19 protein-coding genes are annotated in these 24,858 nt (G+C 63.7%); 12 read left to right on the plus strand and 7 right to left on the minus strand.

The genetic code is table 11. The annotated features are described in order from the left end of the window. The first annotated feature begins 62 nt into the window (after positions 1-62). Positions 63-3,527 carry an indolepyruvate ferredoxin oxidoreductase family protein gene (locus JQ629_RS11670; RefSeq protein WP_212412775.1) on the plus strand — a complete coding sequence of 1,155 codons (3,465 nt, stop codon included), beginning with the start codon at positions 63-65 and terminating at the stop codon, positions 3,525-3,527. On the opposite strand, the gene JQ629_RS11675 is transcribed toward JQ629_RS11670, so the two are convergent. Both JQ629_RS11675 and JQ629_RS11680 read right to left on the minus strand, forming a co-directional pair. Continuing rightward, on the minus strand, positions 3,524-4,549 hold the full coding sequence (locus JQ629_RS11675; RefSeq protein ID WP_212412776.1) for a histone deacetylase family protein: 1,026 nt from the start codon (positions 4,547-4,549) through the stop codon (positions 3,524-3,526). The genes JQ629_RS11670 and JQ629_RS11675 overlap by 4 nt on opposite strands. 55 nt (positions 4,550-4,604) lie before the next feature. Further along, positions 4,605-5,291: a GntR family transcriptional regulator gene (locus tag JQ629_RS11680; RefSeq protein ID WP_212412777.1), complete on the minus strand. Its 687-nt coding sequence runs from the start codon at positions 5,289-5,291 to the stop codon at positions 4,605-4,607. Between the two features lie 151 nt (positions 5,292-5,442). Between JQ629_RS11680 and JQ629_RS11685 the strand changes: the two genes are divergently transcribed. From JQ629_RS11685 to JQ629_RS11720, 8 genes are all read left to right on the plus strand, one after another. Continuing rightward, positions 5,443-6,216, plus strand: a complete 774-nt coding sequence (locus JQ629_RS11685) for a class II aldolase/adducin family protein (RefSeq protein ID WP_212035264.1) — start codon at positions 5,443-5,445, stop codon at positions 6,214-6,216. Positions 6,217-6,273: 57 nt separating this feature from the next. Next, positions 6,274-7,839 (plus strand): ABC transporter substrate-binding protein, encoded by a 1,566-nt coding sequence (locus JQ629_RS11690; RefSeq protein WP_212412778.1) that lies wholly within the window; start codon positions 6,274-6,276, stop codon positions 7,837-7,839. Positions 7,840-7,923: 84 nt separating this feature from the next. Beyond that, positions 7,924-8,895, plus strand: a complete 972-nt coding sequence (locus JQ629_RS11695; RefSeq protein WP_212412779.1) for an ABC transporter permease — start codon at positions 7,924-7,926, stop codon at positions 8,893-8,895. Continuing rightward, a complete protein-coding gene (locus tag JQ629_RS11700; protein ID WP_212412780.1) occupies positions 8,892-9,731 on the plus strand; it encodes an ABC transporter permease in 840 nt (279 codons plus the stop codon). Before JQ629_RS11695 ends, JQ629_RS11700 begins: the two co-directional genes overlap by 4 nt. Before the next feature lie 2 nt (positions 9,732-9,733). Continuing rightward, positions 9,734-11,350 (plus strand): ABC transporter ATP-binding protein, encoded by a 1,617-nt coding sequence (locus JQ629_RS11705; protein ID WP_212412781.1) that lies wholly within the window; start codon positions 9,734-9,736, stop codon positions 11,348-11,350. Positions 11,351-11,353: 3 nt separating this feature from the next. Then, on the plus strand, positions 11,354-12,289 hold the full coding sequence (locus JQ629_RS11710) for a 2-hydroxyacid dehydrogenase (RefSeq protein WP_212412782.1): 936 nt from the start codon (positions 11,354-11,356) through the stop codon (positions 12,287-12,289). Between the two features lie 42 nt (positions 12,290-12,331). Then, positions 12,332-13,396, plus strand: a complete 1,065-nt coding sequence (locus JQ629_RS11715) for a phosphotransferase (RefSeq protein WP_212412783.1) — start codon at positions 12,332-12,334, stop codon at positions 13,394-13,396. Between the two features lie 3 nt (positions 13,397-13,399). Continuing rightward, the gene (locus tag JQ629_RS11720) at positions 13,400-14,683 is read left to right on the plus strand and encodes an aspartate aminotransferase family protein (RefSeq protein ID WP_212412784.1); all 1,284 of its coding nucleotides are present in this window, start codon (positions 13,400-13,402) and stop codon (positions 14,681-14,683) included. An 11-nt stretch (positions 14,684-14,694) separates the two neighbouring features. On the opposite strand, the gene JQ629_RS11725 is transcribed toward JQ629_RS11720, so the two are convergent. Further along, positions 14,695-15,942 carry an aminotransferase class III-fold pyridoxal phosphate-dependent enzyme gene (locus JQ629_RS11725; RefSeq protein WP_212412785.1) on the minus strand — a complete coding sequence of 416 codons (1,248 nt, stop codon included), beginning with the start codon at positions 15,940-15,942 and terminating at the stop codon, positions 14,695-14,697. A 237-nt stretch (positions 15,943-16,179) separates the two neighbouring features. Between JQ629_RS11725 and JQ629_RS11730 the strand changes: the two genes are divergently transcribed. After that, complete coding sequence (locus JQ629_RS11730) at positions 16,180-18,486, plus strand: penicillin acylase family protein (RefSeq protein WP_349631253.1); 2,307 nt, start codon at positions 16,180-16,182, stop codon at positions 18,484-18,486. 140 nt (positions 18,487-18,626) lie between these two features. Here the strand turns inward: JQ629_RS11730 and JQ629_RS11735 are convergent, their stop codons facing one another. The 3 genes from JQ629_RS11735 to JQ629_RS11745 all read right to left on the minus strand — a co-directional run bounded on the left by JQ629_RS11735 (position 18,627) and on the right by JQ629_RS11745 (position 21,508). Then, on the minus strand, positions 18,627-19,085 hold the full coding sequence (locus tag JQ629_RS11735; RefSeq protein ID WP_212412786.1) for a RidA family protein: 459 nt from the start codon (positions 19,083-19,085) through the stop codon (positions 18,627-18,629). Between the two features lie 88 nt (positions 19,086-19,173). Beyond that, positions 19,174-20,853, minus strand: a complete 1,680-nt coding sequence (locus JQ629_RS11740) for a benzoate-CoA ligase family protein (protein ID WP_212412787.1) — start codon at positions 20,851-20,853, stop codon at positions 19,174-19,176. A gap of 160 nt (positions 20,854-21,013) precedes the next feature. Then, a complete protein-coding gene (locus JQ629_RS11745; protein WP_192734383.1) occupies positions 21,014-21,508 on the minus strand; it encodes a MarR family winged helix-turn-helix transcriptional regulator in 495 nt (164 codons plus the stop codon). Positions 21,509-21,725: 217 nt separating this feature from the next. Between JQ629_RS11745 and JQ629_RS11750 the strand changes: the two genes are divergently transcribed. Continuing rightward, positions 21,726-22,901 carry an ABC transporter substrate-binding protein gene (locus JQ629_RS11750; RefSeq protein ID WP_212412788.1) on the plus strand — a complete coding sequence of 392 codons (1,176 nt, stop codon included), beginning with the start codon at positions 21,726-21,728 and terminating at the stop codon, positions 22,899-22,901. 47 nt (positions 22,902-22,948) lie between these two features. After that, positions 22,949-23,404, plus strand: coding sequence for a cupin domain-containing protein (locus JQ629_RS11755; protein ID WP_212035276.1), 456 nt, complete (start codon positions 22,949-22,951; stop codon positions 23,402-23,404). Between the two features lie 168 nt (positions 23,405-23,572). Here JQ629_RS11755 and JQ629_RS11760 read toward each other — a convergent pair whose 3' ends face one another. Further along, a complete protein-coding gene (locus tag JQ629_RS11760; protein WP_212412789.1) occupies positions 23,573-24,817 on the minus strand; it encodes a flavin-dependent oxidoreductase in 1,245 nt (414 codons plus the stop codon). Between the last annotated feature and the right edge of the window lie 41 nt (positions 24,818-24,858).

Raw genomic sequence — 24,858 nt, forward strand, 5'->3', positions numbered from 1 at the left:
GAACAGCTCTTCCACCCGATCGGGTCGACACTTTCACCGACCTGATACGGCGGGAGGCCGACATGACCCAGACCCTGACGACAGGCAGAGACCTCGACGATTACGCGTTGATGGACCGATACACGCGCCGGAGCGGACGTGTGCTGCTGACGGGCACGCAGGCGCTGGTGCGCATCCTGCTCGACCAGCGCGACCGCGATTCTGCCGACGGCATCAACTCGGCCGGTTTCGTCTCCGGTTATCGCGGTTCGCCGCTGGGCGGCGTCGATCTGGAACTCTGGCGCGCCGAAAAACTGCTGAGCGAACGGCGCATCGAATTCCTCCCCGCCGTCAACGAAGACCTCGCCGCCACCGCCGTGCTGGGATCGCAGCAGGTCGAAACCAACCCGGCGCGCGAAGTCGATGGGGTGTTCGGCCTCTGGTACGGCAAGGGCCCCGGCGTCGATCGATCCGGCGATGCCTTGAAGCACGGCAACGCCTACGGCTCCTCGCCGCATGGCGGCGTGCTGGTCGTTGCCGGCGACGATCATGGCTGCGTGTCGTCATCGATGCCGCATCAGTCGGACGTCGCCTTCATGGCGTGGTTCATGCCGACGCTTAGCCCGTCAAGCGTGGCCGAATATCTTTCCTTCGGCGAGTATGGTTACGCGCTGAGCCGCTTTTCCGGCATGTGGGTCGGCTTCAAGGCGATCTCGGAAACGGTCGAGTCCTGCGCCTCGGTCGAACTGCCGCCGCGCCGCCTGTTCAATCCGCCGGCATTCGAACCGCCCGCGGGCGGCCTGCACTACCGCTGGCCGGACCTTCCCGGGCCGCAGATCGAGCAGCGGCTGGAAGCCAAGAAGAACGCAGTGCTCGCCTTTGCCGCCGCCAACCCGATCGATCGCCGGATTTACGACATCCCCGACGCCACCTACGGCATCGTCACGACAGGCAAGGCTCATCTCGACCTGATGGAGGCCTTGCAACTCCTGGGCTTAACCGAATCCGAATGCCGGCGGATTGGCATCGATATCTACAAGGTCGGGATGGTGTGGCCGCTGGCACATCACGACGCACTGGAATTCGTCCGGGAGAAACGCGAGATCCTCGTGATCGAGGAAAAACGCGGCATCATCGAAAGCCAGTTCAAGGAATATTTCTACGACTATCCCGGCCACAAGCCCGAACACATGGCCGGCAAGAGCGATGAAAACAATGATCCGCTGGTGCCCTGGGTCGGCGAGTTGTCGCCGCGGCTGCTGGCGCCGATCGTCGCCAAGCGGCTTGACTTGATATTCCCCGGCCTCGACCTCACATCGCGCGCCGAAAAACTGCTCCGCCCAAGTGCGGAGATCATCAACATATCAGGCGCAACGCGCACACCCTATTTTTGCTCGGGCTGTCCGCACAACACGTCAACGAAGGTGCCTGCGGGGTCGCAGGCACTGGCCGGCATCGGCTGTCATTTCATGGCGAGCTGGATGGATCGCGATACGAGTTCGCTGATCCAGATGGGCGGCGAAGGCGTCAACTGGATCGCCTCCTCGCGTTTCACCGGCGGCAAGCACGTGTTCCAGAATCTCGGCGAAGGCACCTACTATCACTCGGGATCGATGGCGATCCGCCAGGCCGTGGCCGCCAAGGCCAACATCACCTACAAGATCCTGTTCAACGATGCGGTCGCGATGACGGGCGGCCAGCCCGTCGACGGGCCGATCAGCGTCACCGCCATCGCCCACGAAGTTCGCGCCAACGGGGTGACGCGGATTGCGATCGTGTCCGACGCGCCCGATCAACTGCACGAAAGCGATTTCCCCAAAGGCGTAACGATCCATCCCCGCGCGCAGCTGGATGCCGTACAGCGCGAACTGCGGCAGATCCACGGCGTATCCGTCCTGATTTATGAACAGGAATGCGCCACCGAGCGGCGACGCAAGCGCAAGCGCGGCCAGGCGCCCGAGCTGAAGAAGTTCGCCGTCATCAATGATCTCGTCTGCGAGGGCTGCGGCGATTGTTCGGTCGAGTCCAACTGTCTCAGCGTCGAGCCAAAGGAGACGCCGTTCGGCCGCAAGCGCCAGATCAATCTCTCGACCTGCAACCAGGACTTTTCCTGCGTCAACGGCTTTTGCCCGAGCTTTGTCACTGTCGAAGGCGCGACCCGCCGCAAGAAACGGGGAGCCGGCATCGATGCGATGGCCCGCACGTCGGCGCTGCCCGAGCCAAACTTCGTTTCCCTCGAAAAACCGTTCAACCTGCTGGTGACCGGCGTCGGCGGCACCGGCGTCATCACCGTCGGCGCGTTGATCACGATGGCGGCGCATCTGGAGGGCAAGGGTGCGTCGGTGCTCGACTTCACCGGCTTCGCGCAGAAATTCGGCCCGGTGCTGAGTTTCATCCGGCTCTCGAACAGGCCCGACGATATCCATCAGGTCCGGATCGACCAGGGCGCCGCCAACGCGCTGATCGGATGCGACATCGTGGTGAGTTCCTCGCCGAAGGCGTCCGGCGCCTATGGACCGGGCATGCGCGCTGTCGTCAACACGGCCGAGATGCCGACCGGCGACATCGTGCGCAATCGCGATGCCAGCCTGGAGGCGGTGGCGAGACTTCGGCACCTCGAACGTGTTGTCGGGTTGGACAATATGAGCAGCCTCGACGCAAACCGGCTGGCCGATGCGCTGTTCGGCGACACGGTTTTTGCCAATGTGATCATGCTCGGAGCGGCGTGGCAGCAGGGCCTGGTGCCGGTGAGTTCGGAAGCGCTGATGCGCGCGATCGAGTTGAATGGCGTTGCGATCGAACAGAACAAGCAGGCTTTTGCCGGCGGACGGCTCGCCACAGCGGATCGTGATTTTGTGACGTCGCTATTAGGGCAGACCAAAAAGGAAGAGACGCTGGACCAAGTCATCTCTCGCCGTGTCGACTTCCTCACCGCCTATCAGGATGCAGCCTATGCCGATCGTTACCTCAAATTCGTCGGTCAAGTCCGCGCCGCCGAGGAACGCCACGTACCCGGCTCGCAGGCGCTAACGAGCGCCGTCGCGCGGTCCCTCTTCAAGCTGATGGCCTACAAGGACGAGTACGAGGTGGCGCGGCTGCACATGGAAACCGGGTTTCAGGAAAAGCTGCGGCAGGAGTTCGAGGGCGACTTCGCGATCAAGTATCATCTGGCGCCGCCGGTCCTGTCGTCCGGAAAGGACGCGCGCGGCCGGCCGCTCAAGCGTCAATTCGGGCAATGGATACAGGCACCATTCCGGATGCTGGCGCGGCTCAAATTCCTGCGCGGCACCGCGTTGGACGTGTTCGGCTATACGCACGAGCGCCAGATGGAGCGCGGCCTGATCGACTGGTACGAAAGGCTCGTGACCGATCTCACGCCGTGGATTTCACCTGACACCATCGAACGCCTGGCCAGGATAGCGGCCGCACCGATGGACATTCGCGGCTATGGCCCCGTGAAGCTGGAAGCGGTGGCGAAAGTACAAAAGGAGACGGAAGATTCATTCCGTCTCCTGAAGTCGTCGATATCAGAAAGGCGCGCGGCCTAGCGGGCTTCTTCGAAGCCGGCGAGAACGGATGTCAGGTTGGCGCCTAGAATGTCGGAGAGGTATCCGCCCTCCTGAACGAACACGGTCGGGAGCCCGAGCCGCGCGATAGCGGCGCCAATGCGCCGGAAGCCGGGCGTGGTCACGGCGAGGCCTGCCAACGGATCATGCTCCGATGCGTCGAGGCCAAGTGCAACGACCAGCGCGCCGGGCGCGAAGGCATCGATGGCTTTCTTTGCAACGCCAAGCGCGCCCATGTAGCCGTCATCGCCGGTGCCGATCGGCAAAGGAATATTGAGGTTGGCGCCGAGACCCGGACCCGCGCCGCGCTCATGCGCATAACCCCAGACGAACGGATAATACGACGTGGGATCGGCATGGATCGAAACCGTAAACACGTCGGGTTGTTCGTAGAAGATGCCCTGCGTACCGTTGCCGTGGTGGACATCGACATCGAGTATGACAACACGTTCATGGCGCTGGCGCAGATGCGCAGCCGCGATCGCGCTGTTGTTGAAGAAGCAGAAGCCGCCCGCCATATCGCGGTAGGCGTGATGACCGGGCGGACGGCAGAGCGCATAGGTCGCGTCTTCGCCGTCGAGGACAAGCTGGGCCGCCGTTGTCGCCACATCCGTTGCCGCGCAAGCCGCAGCAAAGGTACCCGGACCGATCGGAGCGGCAGTATCGGCGGTATGCCAGCCGAGCCGGCCGACGATATGGGTCGGGTAGGTCGCGGCGTGGCGCACCGGATGGATGTTGGCGATCATTTCCGGACCGGCATTGCCGAGCGCGGACCAGGCCTCCCATGCTTCGGCGAGAAAGCCGAGATATTCCGGACTGTGAATCCTTGCACGCGGGCCCTGCCCGAACATGGTGGGCGCAACCAGTTCGTGCTTGCCGGCCTTCAATCCCGCGAGCAGCCGGTCGGCGCGTTCGGGCTGTTCGGTGGTGCGCTGGATGATACCGCGCACCAGAAAGAATTGCGGATCGTGGCTGCGGTGCAGTTCAGTGTAGACGGCCTTCACGCGAATACTCCTGTTTTCTGTAAATGAAATCTGGCGCACCAACGTGCGCCGCCGGCTAAGCGGGAATCTCCCGCACGAGTTTTCCGACTTCGCGCCACGCATGACCGATGTGATAGTCGATATGCGCCACGATCCGTTCGGGATGGCCTTGTTCGATGGCAGCTAACACGGGTTCGTGTGTCCGGGCGATTTCATGCGGATCGTCGTACAGCCGGCCGATCAGGCCGATCACCATGCGCATTTCCGATGCGAGATCGTCGAACAACCGCAACAGCCGCCGGTTCGCCGCGATCTCGCAGATCAGGCGGTGAAAGCGATAGTCCTCCTCCACCTGCCTTGCGGGATCCTCGATATCAGCGGTCTCGTGCAGCACGTCGATCTGCCGCCGCAGCATGTCGCGCGTCTCCGGCGTGAGGTTGCGCGCGGCGAGCACGGCCGCGTGCCGCTCGACGCACAGCCGCAAGTCATAGATGTCGTCGATATCGTCGGCGGCGAATTTGCGCACGAAGAAGCCGCGGCGCGGACTGGCCACCAGCAGTCCCTGCTGTTCCAAGAGCCGCGCGGCCTCGCGCACCGGGGCCCGGCTCACGCCAAGCTCCCGCGCGATCCCCGCTTCCACGACTTTGGAACCCGGCGCCAGCCGGCCTTCGACCACCGCCTGGGTCAGAAGACGGGCGACCTGACCGACAAGATCGGTGTCGGCGAGGGCTGGCAGCCCGACCGGCGGAGACAGTGTGCGCATCAAAATGGTCCGTTTTGGCCCGTTCTCGTCAGGTTTTGAGCCGGTTTACCACTTGTACATTATTTAATCGTCGATTGTCGACAGTTTAGTCTTGTCATGAGCCGTGTTGCGATGCAACCATTGGAACAGTTCCAAGAGGTGCATTCCTATTATGACAGCCCACGTACCGCCTCCGGCCATCAAGGACGGAACCCGGCAAGCCCGGATCGATCTCGCCGCCGCCTACCGGCTGATTCACCGGCTCGGCCTCGACGACAGCATCTACACCCATATCTCGGCCCGGCTGCCGGGCAGCCATGACCGCTTTCTGATCAACCCGTACGGCCTGCGGTTTGAAGAAGTCACCGCGTCCAATCTGGTCACCGTCGATATCGACGGCAACGTCATCGACGACCCGATGAACCTCGGCATCAACCCGGCCGGATTCACTATTCACAGCGCCGTGCATGCGGCGCGAACGGATGCTGCCTGCGTGCTGCATACCCACACCGTCGCCGGCGTCGCGGTGTCCTGCCAGAAGCAGGGACTGCTGCCGCTCAATCAATGGTCGATGCAGTTCACCGACCGCCTCGCCTATCACGACTATGAAGGCATCGCGCTCGATCTGGATGAGCGCGAGCGCCTGGTCGCCGACCTCGGCGACAAGTTCGTGATGGTTCTGCGCAATCACGGCATGCTCACCTGCGGGCGCTCCGTCGCCGAGGCGTTCAAGCTGATGCACAATCTGGAGCGCTCGTGCCGCGCGCAGCTCGCGGTTCAGGGCGCTGGCGCCGAGATCGTGCCGCTCTCGGCAAGCGTCGCCCGCAAGACCGCAGGTCAATACGAGACCTTCTATGACAGCATCGAACTCAACGGTGTTCCTGACATCGAATGGGTCGCCTTCAAGCGGATGCTGGAACGGTCAGATCCGGACTTCATGAACTAGCCCCCACTCAAACTTCAACGCAACGCACGCCGCTCAGGCGATCAAGAGAGAGATGTCATGCTGAAGCAATTTGTAATGGGTCTTGCGGTGGCAGGCGCCCTTTCAAGCACAGCCTTTACCAGCACAGCCTTTGCCCAAGAGCCGAAAGCCGGCGGCGTCGTCAATGCCGTGATCCAGCCCGAACCTCCCGGCCTGATGCTGGGCCTGGTGCAGAACGGCCCGACCCAGATGGTGTCCGGCAACATCTACGAAGGCCTGCTGCGCTACAGCCCGAAGCTGGAGCCGCTGCCGGGTCTCGCCGAAAGCTGGAGCGTCAGCGAAGACGGCAAGGTCTACGCCTTCAAGCTCCGCAAGGGCGTCACCTGGCACGACGGCAAGCCGTTCACCTCGGCCGACGTGGTGTTCTCGATCGAATTCCTCAAGCAAACCCATCCCCGCGGGCGCAACAACCTGCTCCAGGTCGACAAGATCGAGACGCCCGACGACCAGACCGTCGTATTCACGCTGAAGCAACCATTCGGGCCGTTCATCGGCATCTTCGAGGTCGGCTCGATGCCGATGATTCCAAAGCACATCTACGAAGGCACCGATTTCAAGACCAACCCGGCCAACAATACGCCGATCGGCACCGGCCCCTTCATGTTCAAGGAATGGCAGAAGGGGTCGTTCATCAAGCTGGTCAAGAACCCGAATTATTATATCAAGGGCAAGCCCAACCTCGACGAGATCTACTGGCACGTCATTCCCGACGCCGCGGCGCGGTCGGTGGCGTTCGAGACCGGCAAGATCGACGTGCTGCCGGGCGGTTCGGTCGAGAATTTCGACGTTCCCCGCCTGAGCAAACTCAAGAATGTCTGCGTCACCGGTGCGGGCTGGGAATTCTTCAGTCCGCATTCATGGCTGTGGCTCAACAACCGCTCCGGCCCGACGGCCAACAAGAAATTCCGTCAAGCCGTGATGTTCGCGATCGACCGCAATTTTGCAAAGGACGTGATCTGGAACGGCCTCGGCAAGGTGGCGACCGGCCCGTCCGGCTCTGCGATCAAGTACTACACCGATGCGGTGACGAAGTATGATTTCAACCCGGCGAAGGCGAAGGCGCTCCTGAAGGAGGCCGGCTACAATGGCGAGAAGGTTCGCCTGCTGCCGCTGCCCTATGGCGAAACCTGGCAGCGCTGGGCCGAGGCCGTGAAGCAAAATCTGCAGGACGTCGGCATCAACATTGAAATGGTCGCGACCGATGTTCCCGGCTGGAATCAGAAAACCTCCGACTGGGATTACGATATCGCCTTCACCTATCTCTATCAGTATGGCGATCCAGCACTGGGCGTCAGCCGCAACTACGTCACCAGCCAGATCGTCAAGGGCAATCCGTTCAACAACGTCGAAGGCTATTCCAATCCGGAGATCGATCAGCTGTTCGCCGACGGCGCGGTCGCCTTCCCGGATGCCAAGCGCCAGGAGATCTACGCCAAGGCGCAAAAAATCCTGACCGACGACGTGCCGGTGGCATGGCTGCTCGAATTGCAGTTCCCCACCATCAGCCGCTGCAACGTCAAGAACCTCGTCACGACCGCGATCGGCGTCAATGACGGTTTTCGCGATGCGTGGATCGAAAAGTAACGCCTGACATCGGACCGCGGCGCCTCCGGTGCTGCGCCGCGGTCTGACACTTCAACACCAAGCTTCGAAGCGGAAATCCACACGATGCTCGCATTCATTGCCCAGCGCATAGGCAAGGCCGTCATCGTCCTGCTGGCCATCGTCGTCCTGAACTTCTTCCTGATCCGGATGGCGCCGGGCGATCCGGCACTGGTGATGGCCGGCGAAGCCGGTGCCAGCGACCAGATTTTCCTGACCCAGCTCCGCGAGAAATTCGGCCTCGACAAGCCGCTTCCGGTGCAACTCTATCTCTACGTCAAGGGCATCGTCAGCCTGGATCTCGGCTTCTCCTTCCGCCAGCAGATGCCGGTCTCGAAACTGATTATGGACCGGCTTCCGGCCACCCTGCTGCTGACCGGCACCGCGTTTGCGATTTCACTCGCGTTCGGCGTCCTGTTCGGAACGCTGGCGGCGCGCCGCGCCGGCAGCTGGACCGACACCCTTATCACGGTGCTGGCGCTGATCTTCTACGCCACGCCGCTGTTCTGGGTCGCGCTGATGGCGATCCTGCTGTTCTCGGTGACGATGGATTGGCTGCCCAGCTTTGGCTACGAGACGGTGGGCGCTGGTTACACCGGGCTCGCTCACGTGCTGGATGTCGGCGCCCATCTGATCATGCCGGCGACGACGATCGGCCTGTTCTTCATGGCCACCTACGCCCGCATGACCCGCGCCTCGATGCTCGAGGTCAAGCGGCTCGACTTCGTCAAGACCGCGCGCGCCAAGGGGCTGCGCGATGCCGTGATCCAGCGCCGCCACGTGCTGCGAAACGCGCTGCTGCCCGTGGTGACGCTGGCGGGCTTGCAGGCGGGCACGCTGGTCGGCGGCGCCGTGCTGACCGAAACCGTGTTCGCCTGGCCCGGCATCGGCCGCCTGATGTACGAGGCGCTGCTGCAGCGTGACTATAATCTGCTGCTCGGCGTCTTCGTGGTCTGTTCGGCGATGGTGCTGGCCTTCAACCTGATCACCGACCTGATCTACCGCTCGGTCGATCCCCGCATCGAGTTCGCCGCATGAGACAGTTCTGGAGATTGATGCTCCGCAATCCCGGTGGCCTGATCGGCCTCGTGATCCTGACGGTCGCAATCGTAATTGCTGTGTTCGGTCCCCTGGTGTTTCCCACTTCGCCCTGGCGCATGGTGCAGCGGCCGTTCCTGCCGCCGTTCACGCTGGCCGGCCTGCCGCTCGGCACCGACGCGCTCGGTCGCGACGTGATGGCGGGCATCATCTACGGCGCCCGCGTCTCGCTGCTGGTCGGCCTCGTCTCGACGCTGGCGGCGCTAGCGGTCGGTATTCCCGTGGGCGCTGCGGCCGGCTATTTCGGCGGCCGGATCGGTGACGCCCTGATGCGCTTCACCGAATTCTTCCAGACCGTGCCGAGCTTTGCGCTCGCGATCGTGCTGGTCGCCGTGCTGCAGCCGTCGATCGTCTCGATCGTGATTGCGATTGCCATCGTCAGCTGGCCACCGGTGGCGCGCCTCGTCCGCGGCGAGGTGCTGTCGCTGCGCACCCGCGAATATGTCCAGGCCGCGATCGTGACCGGACAGACCAACAGCTGGATCATCTGGCGCGAGATCCTGCCCAACGCCCTCTCCCCCGTCATCGTGCTGGCGTCGCTGATGGTTGCCACCGCGATCCTGCTCGAATCGTCGCTGTCGTTTCTCGGCCTTGGCGATCCCAATCTGATGTCATGGGGTTACATGGTCGGCGCCGGCCGCACCGTCATTCGCCAGGCCTGGTGGATCACGGTGTTTCCCGGCGTCGCCATCCTGATCTCGGTGCTGGCGCTGAACCTGATCGGCGAAGGCCTCAACGATGCGCTCAACCCGCGTCTCAACAAGGACGGGCGCTGAGCATGTCTGAAGCCGCCGTAGTCATCAAGGACCTCAAGCTGGCGCTACCGCCCGGCAGCGACCGCGCTTACGCCGTGGATGGCGTGTCGTTCGAGCTCACCGCCGGCAAGATCCTTTGCGTCGTCGGCGAATCCGGCTCCGGAAAATCGATGTGCGCGCATGCCCTGATGGGCCTCCTGCCCGACACCGTGATCGCCGAGGCCGGCGAGATCAGCTTTGGCGGACAAAACCTGCTGACCCTCGACGCGGATGGCTGGCTGGGCTTGCGTGGCCGTCGCGTTGCGATGGTCTTCCAGGAGCCGATGACGGCGCTCAACCCTTTGATGCGGATCGGCGACCAGATCGCCGAGATGTTCGAGGCGCATGGCCTGTTGACGCCGAAGGAGCGAAGACAAAAGGCGCTCAGCCTGCTGCGAGAGGTCGGCCTGCCCGATCCTGAGCGCAGCGTGCGCGCCTATCCGCACCAGCTCTCGGGCGGCCAGCGGCAACGCGCGATGATCGCGATGGCGCTGGCGCTCGAACCGGCGGTGCTGGTCGCTGATGAGCCGACGACCGCACTCGACGTCACCACGCAGGCGCAAATTCTGAAACTGATCCGCGACCTGCAACGCAGCCGCAACATGGCCGTGATGTTCATCACCCATGATTTCGGCGTCGTCACCGATATCGCCGATCGCGTTGTCGTGCTCCAGCACGGCAAGGTGGTCGAACAGGGCGCAGCCGACGACGTGCTGCAGCGTCCGCAACATCCCTATACCCGCGCGCTGCTCGCGGCCGTTCCGAAGCTGCAGCCGCCGGCGCGCGTTTCCCGGCTCGAACGGCCGAAGGTGGTCGAGGTGATCGGTATCGAAAAAACCTATGTCAGCGGCGGCGGCTGGTTTCAGCCGACGCGCAGTGTCCAGGCCGCCAAGGAAGTCAGTTTCGACATTTTTCAGGGCGAGACGCTTGGCCTGGTCGGCGAATCCGGTTCCGGCAAATCGTCCATCGCGCGCCTGATCATGCGCCTGATCGAACCGGATCGCGGCACCGTTCGCCTTGGCGAAACCGACCTGACGCGCATCAACGGCAAGGCGCTGCGCGAGCAGCGCAAGCGCATCCAGATGGTGTTTCAGGACCCGTTCGCGTCGCTCAATCCGCGCCGCAAGGTCGGCAACATCATTACCGATGGCCCGATCGCGCACGGCGCGGAGCCTGCGGCGGCGCGACAACGCGCCCATGAATTGCTGGGTCTGGTGGGCCTCAATGCGAGTGCGATGGAACGCTTTCCGCACGAATTCTCCGGCGGCCAGCGGCAGCGGATCGGGATCGCGCGGGCGCTGGCGCTCGATCCGGAGATCCTGGTGGCGGATGAGGCCGTCTCCGCGCTCGACGTCTCCGTGCAGGCGCAGGTTCTGAACCTGCTCGAAGACCTCAAGACGCGCCTTGGGCTGTCGATGCTGTTCATCACCCATGATTTGCGGGTGGCAGCCCAGATCTGCGACCGGATCGCGGTGATGCAGCGCGGATCGATCGTCGAACTCCGACCCGCCGCGGCGCTATTCTCCGCCCCCGAGCACCCCTATACGCGCGAACTTCTTGCCGCTGTGCCCGGCCAGATTTCGTCCTCCAAGGCGGCGTGAACGATGCGTTGTGCGCTCGTCAGCAGCAGCCTCGATATCAGAGACTACCTCGGAACAGAATTCGCTCGCATCGCCGACCGCATCGAAATCGTCGATCATCGCGGCAACGGGTCCGACGCGGACATCAGCCTTGCGATCGCATGGCATCCGCCGGCCGACGCCTTTGAGCGTTACCCGAACCTGAAGGCGGTCTGTTCGCTCGGTGCCGGCGTCGACAATATTGTCGCCTGCCCGAGCCTGCGGCCGGATATCGACGTCGTTCGCATCGTCGATCCCCTGCAGGCGCAGACGATGTCAGGCTTTGTCATCTGGCATGTGATCTCGCATCAGCGGCGTTTTGCAATTTATCTGGCCCAGCAGCGTGACAGAATTTGGAAGCGCCTCCCGCAGCGTGCCGCGCAGGACGTGCCGATCGGCATCCTCGGTTACGGCGAAATCGGCCAGCGCGTTGCCGCCGACCTTGCGCAGCTCGGTTTCCCGGTCATGGTGTGGAGCCGGACGGCGAAGGCGACACCCGCCACCGTCCGGGGATTCCACGGCGCCGCCGGCCTCGCCGCCATGCTCGGTGAAACCGAGGTGCTGGTGAACCTCCTGCCGCTGACGCAGGAGACCCAGGGCATTCTCAACGCAAAACTGTTCGCCCGCATGCGCCGCGGCGGCTACCTCATCCAGGTCGGTCGCGGCGAACATCTGGTCGATGCCGACCTGCTGGCCGCGCTGGAGAGCGATCAACTCGACGGCGCCGCGCTCGACGTGTTTGCGGCCGAACCGCTGGCGCCGGCGCACCCGTTCTGGCATCATCCCAAAATCGTCGTGACGCCACACGACGCCTGCGAAGTCCGGGTCGAGGCCGTTGCGACCACGGTCGTCGCAACCGCCGACGCGATACAAACCGGCCGACGGCCGCCAAACGCCATCGACCGCCAACGCGGCTATTGACCGGTCGCACGCCCCAGGGATCACGGCCTAAAGGACACTGCGGTGCCAGACTCCTCTCCCGCGATTGACGCGGCACATCCGATCGATGGCCTGCGCGCCGCGTCAAGCATTCCGGAATCGCTTGCCAAGGAACTGGCGGCCGAACATTACGGCTTGCCCGTCACGGTGCGTCGCCTCGACAGCGAGCGCGATCAGAATTTCCGGCTGCGGACGTCGGATGGCCGCGAATATGTGCTGAAGATCGCGAACCCCACAGAGGATCGCGCGGTCACGAATCTGCAGACCGAAGCCCTGGTGCAGCTGGCCGCCGCCGACCCCGGCCTGCCGGTGCCGCGTATCTTTCCGGCGTTGAACGGCGCCAACGAACTCGATATCGGCTTCGACGACGGTTCGACGCGGGTCGTGCGTCTGTTGTCGTTTCTTGCCGGAACGCCCTTCCACACCGTCGAGAGTTCAACGCCGCTGCGGCGCGACTTGGGCCAATGTGCCGCACGGATGGCGCGTGGCCTACGCGACTTCCGGCATCCCGGCGCCAACCACAAGCTGCTGTGGGACCTTCAGCACGCCGCCGAATTGCGTCCATTGATCGACGCCGTCCCGGCCGACCGGCGCACATTGGTAGAACGCACCCTCGACCGGTTCGAGACTGACGCCCTTCCCGTGTTGTCGGGCCTGCCCAAACAGCCGCTTCACAACGATCTCAACCCGCACAACATCGTCGTCGATTCCGCCAACAGCGAGCGCATCGCGGGGATCATCGACTTTGGCGACATGACGTCGACCGCCCGGGTCGTCGACCTTGCCGTGACCGCGGCGTACCAGGTCGTCGATGGCAACGATCCGCTCGCGCCCGCCTGCGACATGATCGCGGCTTACCATGCGGTCACGCCGCTCGACGGAACCGAATTCGAGATATTGTTCGACCTGATCGCGACCCGCATGGTCATGACCATCGTGATCAGCAGCTGGCGGGCCATCCGCTATCCCGGGAATCGGGACTATATTCTACGCAACAATCCGGCGGCCTGGGGCAGATTGCAGCGAATCGCTGGTATTCCCCGGGCCCAGGCCCGGCAGCAGATTCAGTCTGCCTGCAATTCGGAGTAACCGATGTCCACCAACCATGAGACCGCTTCGGCCAACGACTTGATCGCACGGCGCAAGCGCCTGCTCGGACCGGCCTACCGGCTGTTCTACGAACAACCCGTGCAATTCGTCCGCGGCGAAGGCGTGTGGCTCTACGATCCCGCAGGCAATGCCTATCTGGACGCCTACAACAACGTCGCGTCGGTCGGACACTCGCATCCCCACGTCGTGCAAGCGATTGCGCGGCAGGCCGCGGTGCTGAACACCCATACGCGCTATCTGCACGAAACCGTGCTCGACTATGCCGAAAAACTGCTCGCCACCTTCCCGGCCGAGATCAGCCAGATCATGTTCACCTGCACCGGCAGCGAGGCCAACGACCTTGCGCTGCGCGTGGCCCGCACCTGCACCGGCGGCACCGGCTTCATCGTGACGGAAACCGCCTATCACGGCGTCACCAGCGCGCTGGCCGAACTGTCACCTTCGCTCGGGCTGCCGCTGGCGAAGGACAGCCACGCCCGGCTGGTACCGGCGCCGCGCTCCGCCGGCGACGACACCGGCGAGATTTTTGCGCGGCACGTGCGCGGCGCGCTCGATGACATGAAGAAAAACGGCATTCGCCCGGCCGGACTATTGGTCGACACGATCTTCTCCAGCGACGGCGTGTTCGCCGATCCCGCGGGCTTCCTGCGCCCCGCCGTCGAAGCGGTGCGTGCGGCCGGCGGCATCTTTATCGCGGACGAAGTGCAGCCCGGTTTCGGCCGCACCGGCGAGCAGATGTGGGGTTTTGCCCGCCACGGTCTCATTCCCGATCTGGTCACGATGGGCAAGCCGATGGGGAACGGCCATCCGGTCGCCGGCATGGCGGCACGTCCGGAAGTGCTGGCCGAATTCGGCGCGCGCTCACGCTATTTCAACACCTTTGGCGGCAATCCCGTCTCTGCGGCGGCCGGAATAGCCGTACTCGAAGTGATCGAGTCCGAAGGCTTGCTTGCGAATGCACAGCGCGTCGGCGGCTATCTGCGTGAACAGTTTCGGCAACTGCAGGCGCGCCACCCATTGATATCAGAGGTGCGCGGCGCCGGATTGTTCTTTGGCGTGGAGTTGCGGCACGGCGGCCCCACCGGAACGCCGGCCGCCAGCGAAACCGCAGCTGTCGTCAACATGTTGCGCGAGCGGCACGTGCTGATCAGCGCCGCCGGTCCGCAAGCCAACGTTCTCAAGATCCGGCCGCAGCTGGTGTTCACCACTGCGCATGCGGACGTGCTGGTCGAAAAACTCGATCAGGTTTTGCAGGCGCTGAAATAGCCGCAAAGCAACTAGGTAAGCGCGCGGACCGCTTTGAAGCCGTGCGAGGCCGCCTCCAGCGCCGCGTCGATATCGGCAGCCTGATGGGCCGACGACAGGAACATGTTGTGCACGGGATGAAAGAACGCCCCGTGACGCAGGGCGGCTGAACAGAACGCCCGGCCCTTCTTCACATCCGGATCGGCGTCGAACAGCATCAGCGGCATCTGCGGCGGGCCGCTCTGCCGGATCGCGACGCCGTGCTGGTTCGCCAGCGACGCCAGCCCCTCGCGCAGCCGCAAGCCCATGGTGCGGAGTTGCCCGGGCACATCAGTTTCACGCGCGATCCGCAGTGTCGCCCGTGCCGCCGCCATCGCCACGGTGCCGCACCAGAACGAGCCTGTCACGAACACCTTTGTTGCCGCCTCGCGGAATTTGTCATTGCCGGTCACTGCCGCCAGCGCGTAGCCGTTGGCGATTGCCTTGCTCCAGGCGGCCAGATCCGGCCGCACCCCGAGCGCCTCCCAGCTTCCCCTGATATCGAGCCGCAGCCCGGTGCGCACCTCGTCGAGAATGAGCGCGGCGTCAGCGGCGTCGCACGCGGCGCGTGCAGCGGCGGCGAATTCTCGCGTCGGCAATTCGAGATCGCGGGCGATGTCATGCCGGAAGCCGGTGACCAGGATCGCGGCAAGATCCTTTTCCGCTTCATCGACCGCCGCCTGCAGGCTCGTGACGTCGTTGTATTCGAAGTGCAGCAGATGCGCGCGGTCTTCGCTGGTGACGCCGGCCACGCTCGGCGAGCACCAGGGCAGCGCGCCGTGATAGCTGCCCTTGGCGACCAGCACCTTGCGCCGGCCGGTGCCGGCCCGCGCGATGGTCACGCAGGCCGTGGTGGCGTCACCGCCGTTCTTCTGGAACATCGCCCAATCCGCATGAGGCACCATCGCAACGAAATCTTCGGCCAGATCCACCATGACCTCGCCCGGGCCGTTCAGACAATCGCCCAGGGCAGCCTGCGCCTCGACCGCCGCCTGCACTTCAGGGTGACGATGGCCGAGCAGCACCGGCCCCCAGCTGCACATGAAGTCGATATATTCGCGCCCGTCGACGTCGCGCACCCGGCATCCCTCGGCGGAGGCGAAGAACTGCGGATAGCCTTCCGGCAGCCGCGCGGCGTTGAGATGTCCCCACATGCCGCCGGGCACCACGCGCTGGGCTCGCGCCCGCAACATCGCATCCGCACTCTGCGTTTCGCTCAATACCGCAGCTGGCTTGTTCATGGCGTCCTCTTGTGTGCGCTTATTGTTTTTCTCTCGTGCCACAGACGTGGTGGCTCCCGGCTTCGATGAAGGGGGAGGCTCCATCCCGCCATCAAAGCATCGCACGCGAACAACGGCAAGGTGCCGACGAAATGCGTGCCCGTTCCGGCGCAGCTATCAGGCATGGCTTTGCATGCGCGCATGCGTATGATGCGTCCGTCGCAAGAACAACAAATCAGAAAAACCCGGGAGCGCCCTGTGACCGCAACCTCCAACCGGATCAACCCAGCCGATCACCTGCCGGACTATGTCAGCCCGGCGCAGGTGAAGGGGCTGCTCGGCCCTGTCGACATCTGGCGCGATGCGTGGGGCATTCCGCATGTCCGCGGCGGCACCTATCAGGATGCATTTGCCGGGCTCGGGTTTGCACAGGCGCAGGACCGGCTCTGGCAGATGGAGGCGCTGCTGCGGCGTGGCACCGGCCGCTATGCCGAATGGCTCGGCGCCCGCGCTGTTGCCGGTGATGTGATTGCCCGGCAGATGAATGGCGACGCCGCCTCGCGCCGCGACTACGCCCTGCTCGGCGACGAGGCCAAGGCGATGCTGCTGGCGTACGCGCGCGGCGTCAACGCGTTCATCGCGCTGCGCCGATGGCCGGTCGAATACAAAATCCTCGGCTGCGAACCTGTCGCCTGGGAGCCCTGGCATTCCATCGCCGTGATGCGGCAGATCGGATTCCTGATGGGATCGGTGTGGTGGAAACTTTGGCGCGCCGCGGCGCTGCCGATCGTCGGCGCCGACAACATCGCCAAGCTGCGTTTCGATGATGGCGGCAGCGATCTGCTGTGCGTGCCGCCGGGCGTGGAAGGCAAGCGGCTCGCGGCTGTTCTTGCCGATCTCAAGCCCGGCATCTCTGCGCTGCTGGCGACCGCGCAGGAGCAGATGGGCGCCGAACTCGACGGCGGCAGCAACAATTGGGCGATCTCGGCTGAACGCACATCGACCGGCCGGGCGATTGTCGCCGGCGATCCGCACCGTTTATTGGAGATGCCGAACATGTACGCACAGGCGCATCTCGCCTGCGATGAGTTCGACGTCATCGGCCTCACCGTCCCCGGCGTGCCCGGCTTCCCGCATTTCGGACACACGGCCAACGTCGCCTGGTGCGTGACGCATGCCTTTGTCGACATCCACGATCTCTATGTCGAGCAATTCGACACCGACGCCCGCCACTATCGCTTTAAAGAAGAGATGCTGCCCGCGACGCATCGGCCCGAGACCATCAAGGTGCGCAACGGCAATGACGTCACGATCGACGTGGTCGAGACCCAACATGGGCCCGTTATTGCGGGTGATCCCAACAAGGGCACCGCACTGGCGCTGAAATCCGTGCAGTTCGCGGTGCCTGATTCGTCATTCGATTGCATGGTGCGGATGCTGCGCGCCAAATCGGTTGAGCAGTTATACGAAGCGACGCGCGGCTTTGCGCTGTTGGACCACAATGTCGTCGCCGGCGACACGTCAGGCAAAATCGGCCATCGCGTACGCGCCTTGGTGCCGAAGCGGCCGCGCTCCAATGGCTGGCTGCCGGTACCGGGGTGGACCGGCGAGCACGAATGGGACGGCATGGTGCCGTTCGAAGATATGCCGCACACGATCGCGCCGGATAAGGGAATGATCGTCACCGCCAACAATCGCGTGGTGGAGCCCGAGCGCGAACCATATCTCTCGACCGACCCGATGCCGCCGCACCGCACCCGCCGTATCTGGCTGCGGCTCAAGGAGTTGAAGCGGCCCTCGCCCGAGCAGATGCCGGCGATTCACCGCGACCTCCTCAGCATTCCCGCCATCGAAATCCGTGAACGCCTGCGCGCGATCGGGCTGCCGGCGCAGACGAAGCAATTGTGCGACCTGATCCTCGGCTGGGATGGCGAGATGCGCGGCGACTCGGTCGCGGCCGCGGCCTATTCCGCCGTCCGGCTGGAACTGACAAAACTCGCGCTGCGCCGATCGGGGCTCGACAAGACCACTGAGAGCGATTTCACCAAGGTGGCTCCGGGCCTGTTTCCGGAAGTCCAGTTCTGGTGGACGCTGCCGCAACTGCTGCGCAGCAATGACGAGAGCCTGTTGAAGGGCGCGACCTGGAATGAGCTGCTGCGCGAGGCCGTGGTCACGGTGTCGAAGAATGCGCCGACCGCCGATTGGGGCACGCTGCATACGCCAAAGCTCAAGCACGCACTCTCGGTCGCTTTCCCCGACTATGCCGGCCAGCTCGACAAGGATTGCGCCAAGATTTCCGGCGACAATGATTGCGTATTCATGGCGGGATATTCGATGAAGCTCGGCTTCCAGGCCACCTCGTCCGCATTGTCCCGTTACGTCTTCGACGTCGGCGCATGGAACAACTGCCGGTGGATCGTCTTCCATGGCGCGTCGGGCCATCCGGCCAGTCCGCATTACGCGAACCAGAACGCGACATGGGCGAAAGGTGAAATGGTGCCGATGCTTTACGATTGGGAAGCGATCAAGCGCGGGGCGAGTTCACACCAGACGCTCAGCAGGTGATGAGAGCTGGACAAAATAGGAGCGCGCTGTCCAGCTACTCCGTCATGCCCGGCCTTGTGCCGGGCATCCACGTCTTTGGTTGCGCTGCGCAAGGAAGTCGTGGATGGCCGGGTCAAGCCCGGCCATGACGAAGGAGAAAGTTACCGCGGCACCACAGCCGTCGCCTCGATCTCGACCCGTGCGGCCTTCTCGACGAGCCGTACCACCTGTACCAGCGCCATCGCCGGATAATGCGCGCCAAATGTTTCGCGATAGACTTTTCCGAGCGCTTTCAGGTTCGCCAGATATTCCTCGATGTCGACAACGTACCAGGTCAGCCGCACGAGGTGTTCAGGCTTCGCGCCGCCCTCGGCGAGGATCGCGGCTATGTTCTCCAGCGTCTGGCGCACCTGCGCGATGAAGCCATCGGCCAGAACGTTGCTGGCGTCCCAGCCGATCACGCCGCCGGTCACCACCAGCCGGCCGTCGGCGGCCATGCCGTTGGCGTAACCTTTCGGCACCGGCCAGCCGCTCGGCTGCAGGATCTGCAAGCCCGAAGCCGGCACCTCATCCTTCGCCACCGGCAACACCGCCAGCGTGGGCCCTTTTTGCGTACTCACAAAAATCTCTCCATCACTTCCAAATTGTCGTTTGACGCGTTTTCTTTACGCGAACCGGTACCCACTTCGCTCGAAAACGCTATGCGCTTCATTCCGCGGCCATGCCGGCCGAGGCCGAACCGGTCTGCGCCATCTGCCGCAAGGCGAACCGCCGCAACTTGCCGGTCTCGGTCTTGGGCAGTTGCGCGACGAATTCGATCGCGCGCGGATACTTGTAGGGCGCGATCTCGCGCTTGACGTGCTCCTGCAACGCCGTCACCAGCGCCGCATCGGCGTCGATGCCGGAGGCGACCACGATGTAAGCCTTGACGATCATGCCGCGCGCCTCGTCGGGCGCGCCGACGACGCCGCACTCGGCGACCGCCGGATGCGTCAGCAGTGCGGCCTCAATCTCGGGGCCTGCGATGTTGTAGCCGGAGGAGACAATCATATCGTCCGAGCGGGCGACGAACGACAAGCGTCCCGTCTCGTCGCGGACAAAGGAATCGCCGGTCAGGTTCCAGCCGTCGCGCACGTAATTCGATTGCCTGCTATCCGCGAGATAGCGGCATCCGGTCGGGCCGCGAACCGCGAGCTTGCCGACCGTGCCTGCCGGCAACTCGTTCATGTCATCGTCAACGATCCTGGCCTCGTAACCTGAGACCGGGAGCCCGGTCGTTCCCGCGACGGCCTCGCCGACCCGGTTGGTGATGAAGATATGCAGCAATTCGGTGCTGCCGATGCCGTCGAGAATTGGCTTTCCGGTCTTGCGGGTCCAGCTGTCGAACACCGGCGCAGGCAAGGTCTCGCCGGCCGACACGGCAAGGCGCAGCGACGACAGATCGGCGCCCTTGTCCATCGCGGCCATCATCGCGCGATATGCCGTCGGCGAGGTAAAGCAGATCGTGGCCTTGTAGGTCTCGATGATCTTGACCATCTCGGGAGGTGAAGCGTTTTCCAGCAAAGTCGCTGTCGCGCCGAACCGCAGCGGAAAGATCGCAAGACCGCCGAGGCCGAACGTAAACGCCAGCGGCGGCGAGCCGACGAACACGTCGTCTTCGGTGACGTTGAGGACTTCGCGCGCATAGCCATCGGCCACGATCAGGAGATCGCGATGGAAATGCATCGTCGCCTTCGGCTCGCCCGTGGTGCCCGAGGTAAATCCCAGCAGCGCGACATCATCCCGTCCGGTCTTGACGGCGTCGAAGCGGACCGGCTTGTTCAGCGCCACCCGGTCGAGCTCGGCGTCATGGTTCGACGTGCCGTCGAAATTCACCACCTGCTTGAGAAACTTGCTGGTCTTGGCGCAGGCAACCAGTTCGTCGGCGATGCGGCTGTCGGTCAGCGCCAGCGCGATCTCAGCCTTGTCGACGATTTTGGACAACTCGCCGGCACGCAGCATCGGCATGGTGTTGACGACAACGGCGCCTGCTTTCGTCGCCGCGAGCCATGCCGCCACCAAAGCCGGGTTGTTGCCGGAGCGGATCAGCACGCGGTTGCCGGGCTTGACGCCGTAATTCTCCACCAGCGCATGCGCCAGGCGGTTCGACCAATCGGCGAGTTCCTTGTAGGTCCGCTGGCGGCCATTGCCGATCAGCGCCGTGCGGTCACCGAAGCCCCTCTCGACGATCCGGTCGGTTAGCTCGACCGCGGCGTTGAGATATTCGGGGTATTGAAACTCCGGCCGGTCGAGAACCAGTTCCGGCCATTGCTCCGGCGGCGGCAGGTTGCGCCGCGCAAAATCATCGACGTGACCCGATGGGCCAAGGTCTAAATTTCTACCTGACATTTCCATCGCCCTCGCGTTCGGGATGAAAGGCTTGTGAAGACCGTCCGGCAGTGCTCCATTGGCAATCATTTTATACTTAAAGTAATTTGGCGCAAGGGCCCAGATCAGGGCCGTTCCACTCTTTTTTGGAAGCCGGCGCGCCGGCAGGTCCAGGCTGCGCCTACGCCGTCCGTGCCTTCGCGGATTTCTGCGCCGATGCTTTGGTCTTGGCCAGGAGCCGCATCAGTTCGCGGACATCCTTCGGCGTCAAATCCCCGAAGATGTCGGCGATCCACAACTCATGCTCGGCAGCCATCTTGCGGAACTCGACACGGCCGGCCTTGGTCAGGCGGATCACCTGGACGCGGCGGTCGGCATCCGAGGTGCGCCGGTCGAGATGGCCGGATTCGACGAGGCGTTCGACCAGTCCGGTGACGTTGCCGTTCGACACCATCATCCGCTTCGAGACATCTGACAGCGTCATGCCGTCGGGCACCTTGTCGAGCTGGGCCATCAGGTCGAAGCGCGGCAGCGTCACATCGAAGCGCTCGCGCAGACGGCTGCGGACCTCGCCCTCGATCAGGGTGGTACAGGTCAGAAGGCGGAGCCACAGCCTGATTTCATCCCCGTGGTCCTCGGGGAGTTCGACCGCCTTGGTCTCTGAATCAAGCATCATGACGCCAACTTGTCTGATTTGCGCGTGCGGGGAATCGAGCAGACCGCAGCTTGCTATCATGGTCCAGATTTCTTTAGGGTTCAAGCATTTGGCGCGCAGCTTGCATAGGTTCTTACCTAATGCCTTGTTGCTTGCGGCGGCCGTCATCCTCGGAATAAGCTGCTTTGCGAGAAACGATTTGTGGTGGTTTCGGCTGCGGCCGAATGAAGGAGTGGTCATGATGCAGCCGTTGAAATTGGCCGGACTTGCGGTCTTGCTGAGTGCCGCCGCAGGACAAGCCGCGGCGCAGGAGAAGATCAAGATCGGCGTCATCGTGACGTTGTCCGGGCCTCCGGCAGCGCTCGGCCAGCAGGTCCGCGACGGTTTTGCGCTCGCGGTCAAGGACCTCGGCGGCAAGATGGCAGGCAAGGACGTCGAACTCGTCGTGGTCGATGACGAACTCAAGCCGGACGGGGCCGTGACCAAGGTCAAGGGCCTCCTGGAACGCGAAAAGGTCGATTTCGTCGTAGGCCCGATCTTCTCCAACATTCTTCAGGCCATTCACAGGCCGGTCACAGAAAACAAGACGTTTCTGATCAGCCCGAACGCGGGTCCGTCGACCTATGCCGGCAAGGAGTGCAGCCCGTTCTTCTACGTCACCTCCTACCAGAACGATCAGGTCCACCAGGTCCTCGGCAAGGTCGCGCAGGATCGCGGCTACAAGCGTGTCTATGTGCTGGTGCCGAACTATCAGGCCGGCAAGGATTCCGCCGCCGGATTCAAGATCGACTACAAGGGCGAGATCGTCGAGGAAAGCTATCTGCCGCTGAACACCTCCGATTTCCAGGTCGAGCTGACCAAGATCTCCTCCTCGAAGCCGGACGCGCTGTTCACCTTCATGCCGGGTGGCCTCGGTGTCGGCCTTGTCAAGCAATACCGGCAGGCCGGCCTTGCCGATCGCATTCCCGTGCTGTCCGCCTTCACGGTCGATGAATCGACGCTGCCGGCACAGCAGGATGCGGCCGTCGGCATGTTCGGCGGTTCCAACTGGGCACCCAACCTCGACAATCCGCAGAACAAGAAATTCGTGGCCGGCTATGAGGCGGCCTACAACATCGTGCCAGGCACCTATGCCTTCCAGGCCTATGATGCGGCGATGCTGATCGACAGCGCCGTCAAGGCGGTGAAGGGCGATCTCGCCAACAAGGACGCGGTGTCGGCGGCGCTGAAGAAGGCCGACTTCACCTCGCTGCGCGGCGACTTCAAGTTCAACGTCAACGGCTATCCGATCCAGAACTTCTACCTGACCAAGGTGGCGAAACGTCCGGACGGCAAGTTCCAGACCGAGATCGTCGAAAAGGTCTTTTCGAATTACGGCGACCGCTACGCCAAGGATTGCGCATCCGGCAAATAACCGGGCGAAGAAAACGCTGGCAAGAAAATATGGGAGGAAACAACACAATGAAAACTGAAATCGCCGGCATCACCCGCGCCAATGAAGGCACCCAGGGAATCTCCTGGAACATCCTTGGCCAGACCTATGTGCCGAAAAGCGTCACCGAGCATTCCTTCTCATGGCACGCGACCTTCCCGCCCGACACCTTCGTGCCGCCGCACATCCACCCCGACCAGGATGAGTATCTCTACATCCTGGAAGGCAAGCTCGACTTCTTCCTCGACGGATCAGAGACACAGGCCTCGCCGGGCGATCTGGTGCGGCTGCCGATGGGCAAGCCGCACGGCATCTTCAACAAATCGGGCCGGACCTCGAAGGTGCTGTTCTGGGTCTCGCCGACGCGGCGGCTCTACGACCTGTTCTGGGGCATCCACAACATGAAAGAGCAGACGCCCGACGCCGTCGTGGCGCTGGCGGCCGAGCACAACATCCACTTCCTGCCGCCGCCTCCGGGCGCGTGACGTTGTCATGCCCCGCCACCGGGTCGGCCGAATGGCCGCCCGATGACAGGCTCCAGCGGGGCACCCGGTACGCCGCGGCTTCTCGGGTCTATCACTAGCGCCTCTGGAATACTGGATCGCCCGCTTTCGCGGGCGATGACAGTTTAGCGTGTGGCACTTACGCTGGCACTACCGCACGGCCGCCAGCGACGGCGCCGCAAAACCGGCCTTTGACGCATACCCGCGCACGATCGCTTCGCGCTGGCCGTAGCTCAGCACCTTCTCGATATCCGCAAAACCGTCGGGCGCGAGTTGTTCGACGGCGTCGATGACGCCCTCGGGACCGCCGCGGCGGTTCGCGCGCACGATCTCTGCCGTCATCGGCAGCCGCTTCTGCTCGTAGGCCAGCAGCGCCTGGCGCGGATGCTCGGCATGGGCCAGCGAATCCGCAAGCGCCCGCGCATCGAGGATCGCCTGCGAGGCGCCGTTGGAGCCGACCGGATACATCGGATGCGCGGCGTCGCCGAGCAGCGTCACCCGTCCCCATGTCCAGTATGGCAGGGGATCGCGATCGCAGCAGGGATACTCATAAAATTCCGGCGTCGCCGAGATCAGGTTTCGGACGTCGACATGCGGCACCGAGAAGCGTGCCACATGCGGCATCAATTCCTCGCGCTTGCCCTGCCGCGACCAGTCCTCGCGGCGCGGCGGCGGCGCATTGCCTTCGCCAACCCTGACCATTACTGCCCAATTGGTCAGCCGGCTGGCGGGGCTCGATCCTTCCGCGATCGGATAGACCACGACTTTTGCATTCAATCCGCCGGCCACGATCATCGAACTGCCGGTCAGGAACATCGGCCAGTCGCGCGCGCCGCGCCACAGCATCAGCCCGTTCCAGCATGGCGGCCCCTCGTCCGGGAACAGCATTTCGCGCACGCGCGAATGGATGCCGTCGGCCCCGATCAGGACATCGCCGCGCGCGGTCTTGATATGCGCGCCGGCGCGGTCGAAGAAATGTGCGATCACGCCGCCTTCGTGCTGCGCGAACGCGCCAAGCCGGCAGCCGGTGTGGATCACCTCCTTGCCGAGCCGTTCCTCGACGGCGCGATGGATGACGCTCTGCAGGCGGCCGCGATGAACCGAGAATTGCGGCACGTCGTGACCCGCGCCGAGGCCGCGCGGCTCGCGCCAGACTTCCTGGCCGTGACGGTTCAGATAATACAAATCATCGGTACGAACAGCGGCCGCATCCAGCCGGTCCAGCAGGCCAAGGCCAGCGAGTTCGCGGATCGCATGCGGCAGCGTGTTGATGCCGACGCCGAGTTCGCGAATGCTGTCGGCCTGTTCGAACAATTCGCAGTCGATGCCGCGGGCGCGCAGCATCAGCGCGGTGGTGAGACCTCCGATGCCGCCTCCGACGATGATCGCCTTCATCCGCTCAAACTCCACTCAACTGTCTTCCCCTCTCCCCGCAA

This window comes from Bradyrhizobium sp. AUGA SZCCT0222, assembly GCF_018130205.1.
Taxonomy (GTDB): Bacteria; Pseudomonadota; Alphaproteobacteria; order Rhizobiales; family Xanthobacteraceae; genus Bradyrhizobium.

Coding starts and splice junctions, on each gene's coding strand:
- JQ629_RS11670 (WP_212412775.1), top strand. CDS start 63: ATGACCCAGACCCTGACGACAGGCAGAGACCTCGACGATTACGCGTTG.
- JQ629_RS11680 (WP_212412777.1), bottom strand. CDS start 5,291: ATGCGCACACTGTCTCCGCCGGTCGGGCTGCCAGCCCTCGCCGACACC.
- JQ629_RS11685 (WP_212035264.1), top strand. CDS start 5,443: ATGACAGCCCACGTACCGCCTCCGGCCATCAAGGACGGAACCCGGCAA.
- JQ629_RS11690 (WP_212412778.1), top strand. CDS start 6,274: ATGCTGAAGCAATTTGTAATGGGTCTTGCGGTGGCAGGCGCCCTTTCA.
- JQ629_RS11695 (WP_212412779.1), top strand. CDS start 7,924: ATGCTCGCATTCATTGCCCAGCGCATAGGCAAGGCCGTCATCGTCCTG.
- JQ629_RS11700 (WP_212412780.1), top strand. CDS start 8,892: ATGAGACAGTTCTGGAGATTGATGCTCCGCAATCCCGGTGGCCTGATC.
- JQ629_RS11705 (WP_212412781.1), top strand. CDS start 9,734: ATGTCTGAAGCCGCCGTAGTCATCAAGGACCTCAAGCTGGCGCTACCG.
- JQ629_RS11710 (WP_212412782.1), top strand. CDS start 11,354: ATGCGTTGTGCGCTCGTCAGCAGCAGCCTCGATATCAGAGACTACCTC.
- JQ629_RS11720 (WP_212412784.1), top strand. CDS start 13,400: ATGTCCACCAACCATGAGACCGCTTCGGCCAACGACTTGATCGCACGG.
- JQ629_RS11725 (WP_212412785.1), bottom strand. CDS start 15,942: ATGAACAAGCCAGCTGCGGTATTGAGCGAAACGCAGAGTGCGGATGCG.
- JQ629_RS11740 (WP_212412787.1), bottom strand. CDS start 20,853: ATGTCAGGTAGAAATTTAGACCTTGGCCCATCGGGTCACGTCGATGAT.
- JQ629_RS11745 (WP_192734383.1), bottom strand. CDS start 21,508: ATGATGCTTGATTCAGAGACCAAGGCGGTCGAACTCCCCGAGGACCAC.
- JQ629_RS11750 (WP_212412788.1), top strand. CDS start 21,726: ATGATGCAGCCGTTGAAATTGGCCGGACTTGCGGTCTTGCTGAGTGCC.
- JQ629_RS11755 (WP_212035276.1), top strand. CDS start 22,949: ATGAAAACTGAAATCGCCGGCATCACCCGCGCCAATGAAGGCACCCAG.
- JQ629_RS11760 (WP_212412789.1), bottom strand. CDS start 24,817: ATGAAGGCGATCATCGTCGGAGGCGGCATCGGAGGTCTCACCACCGCG.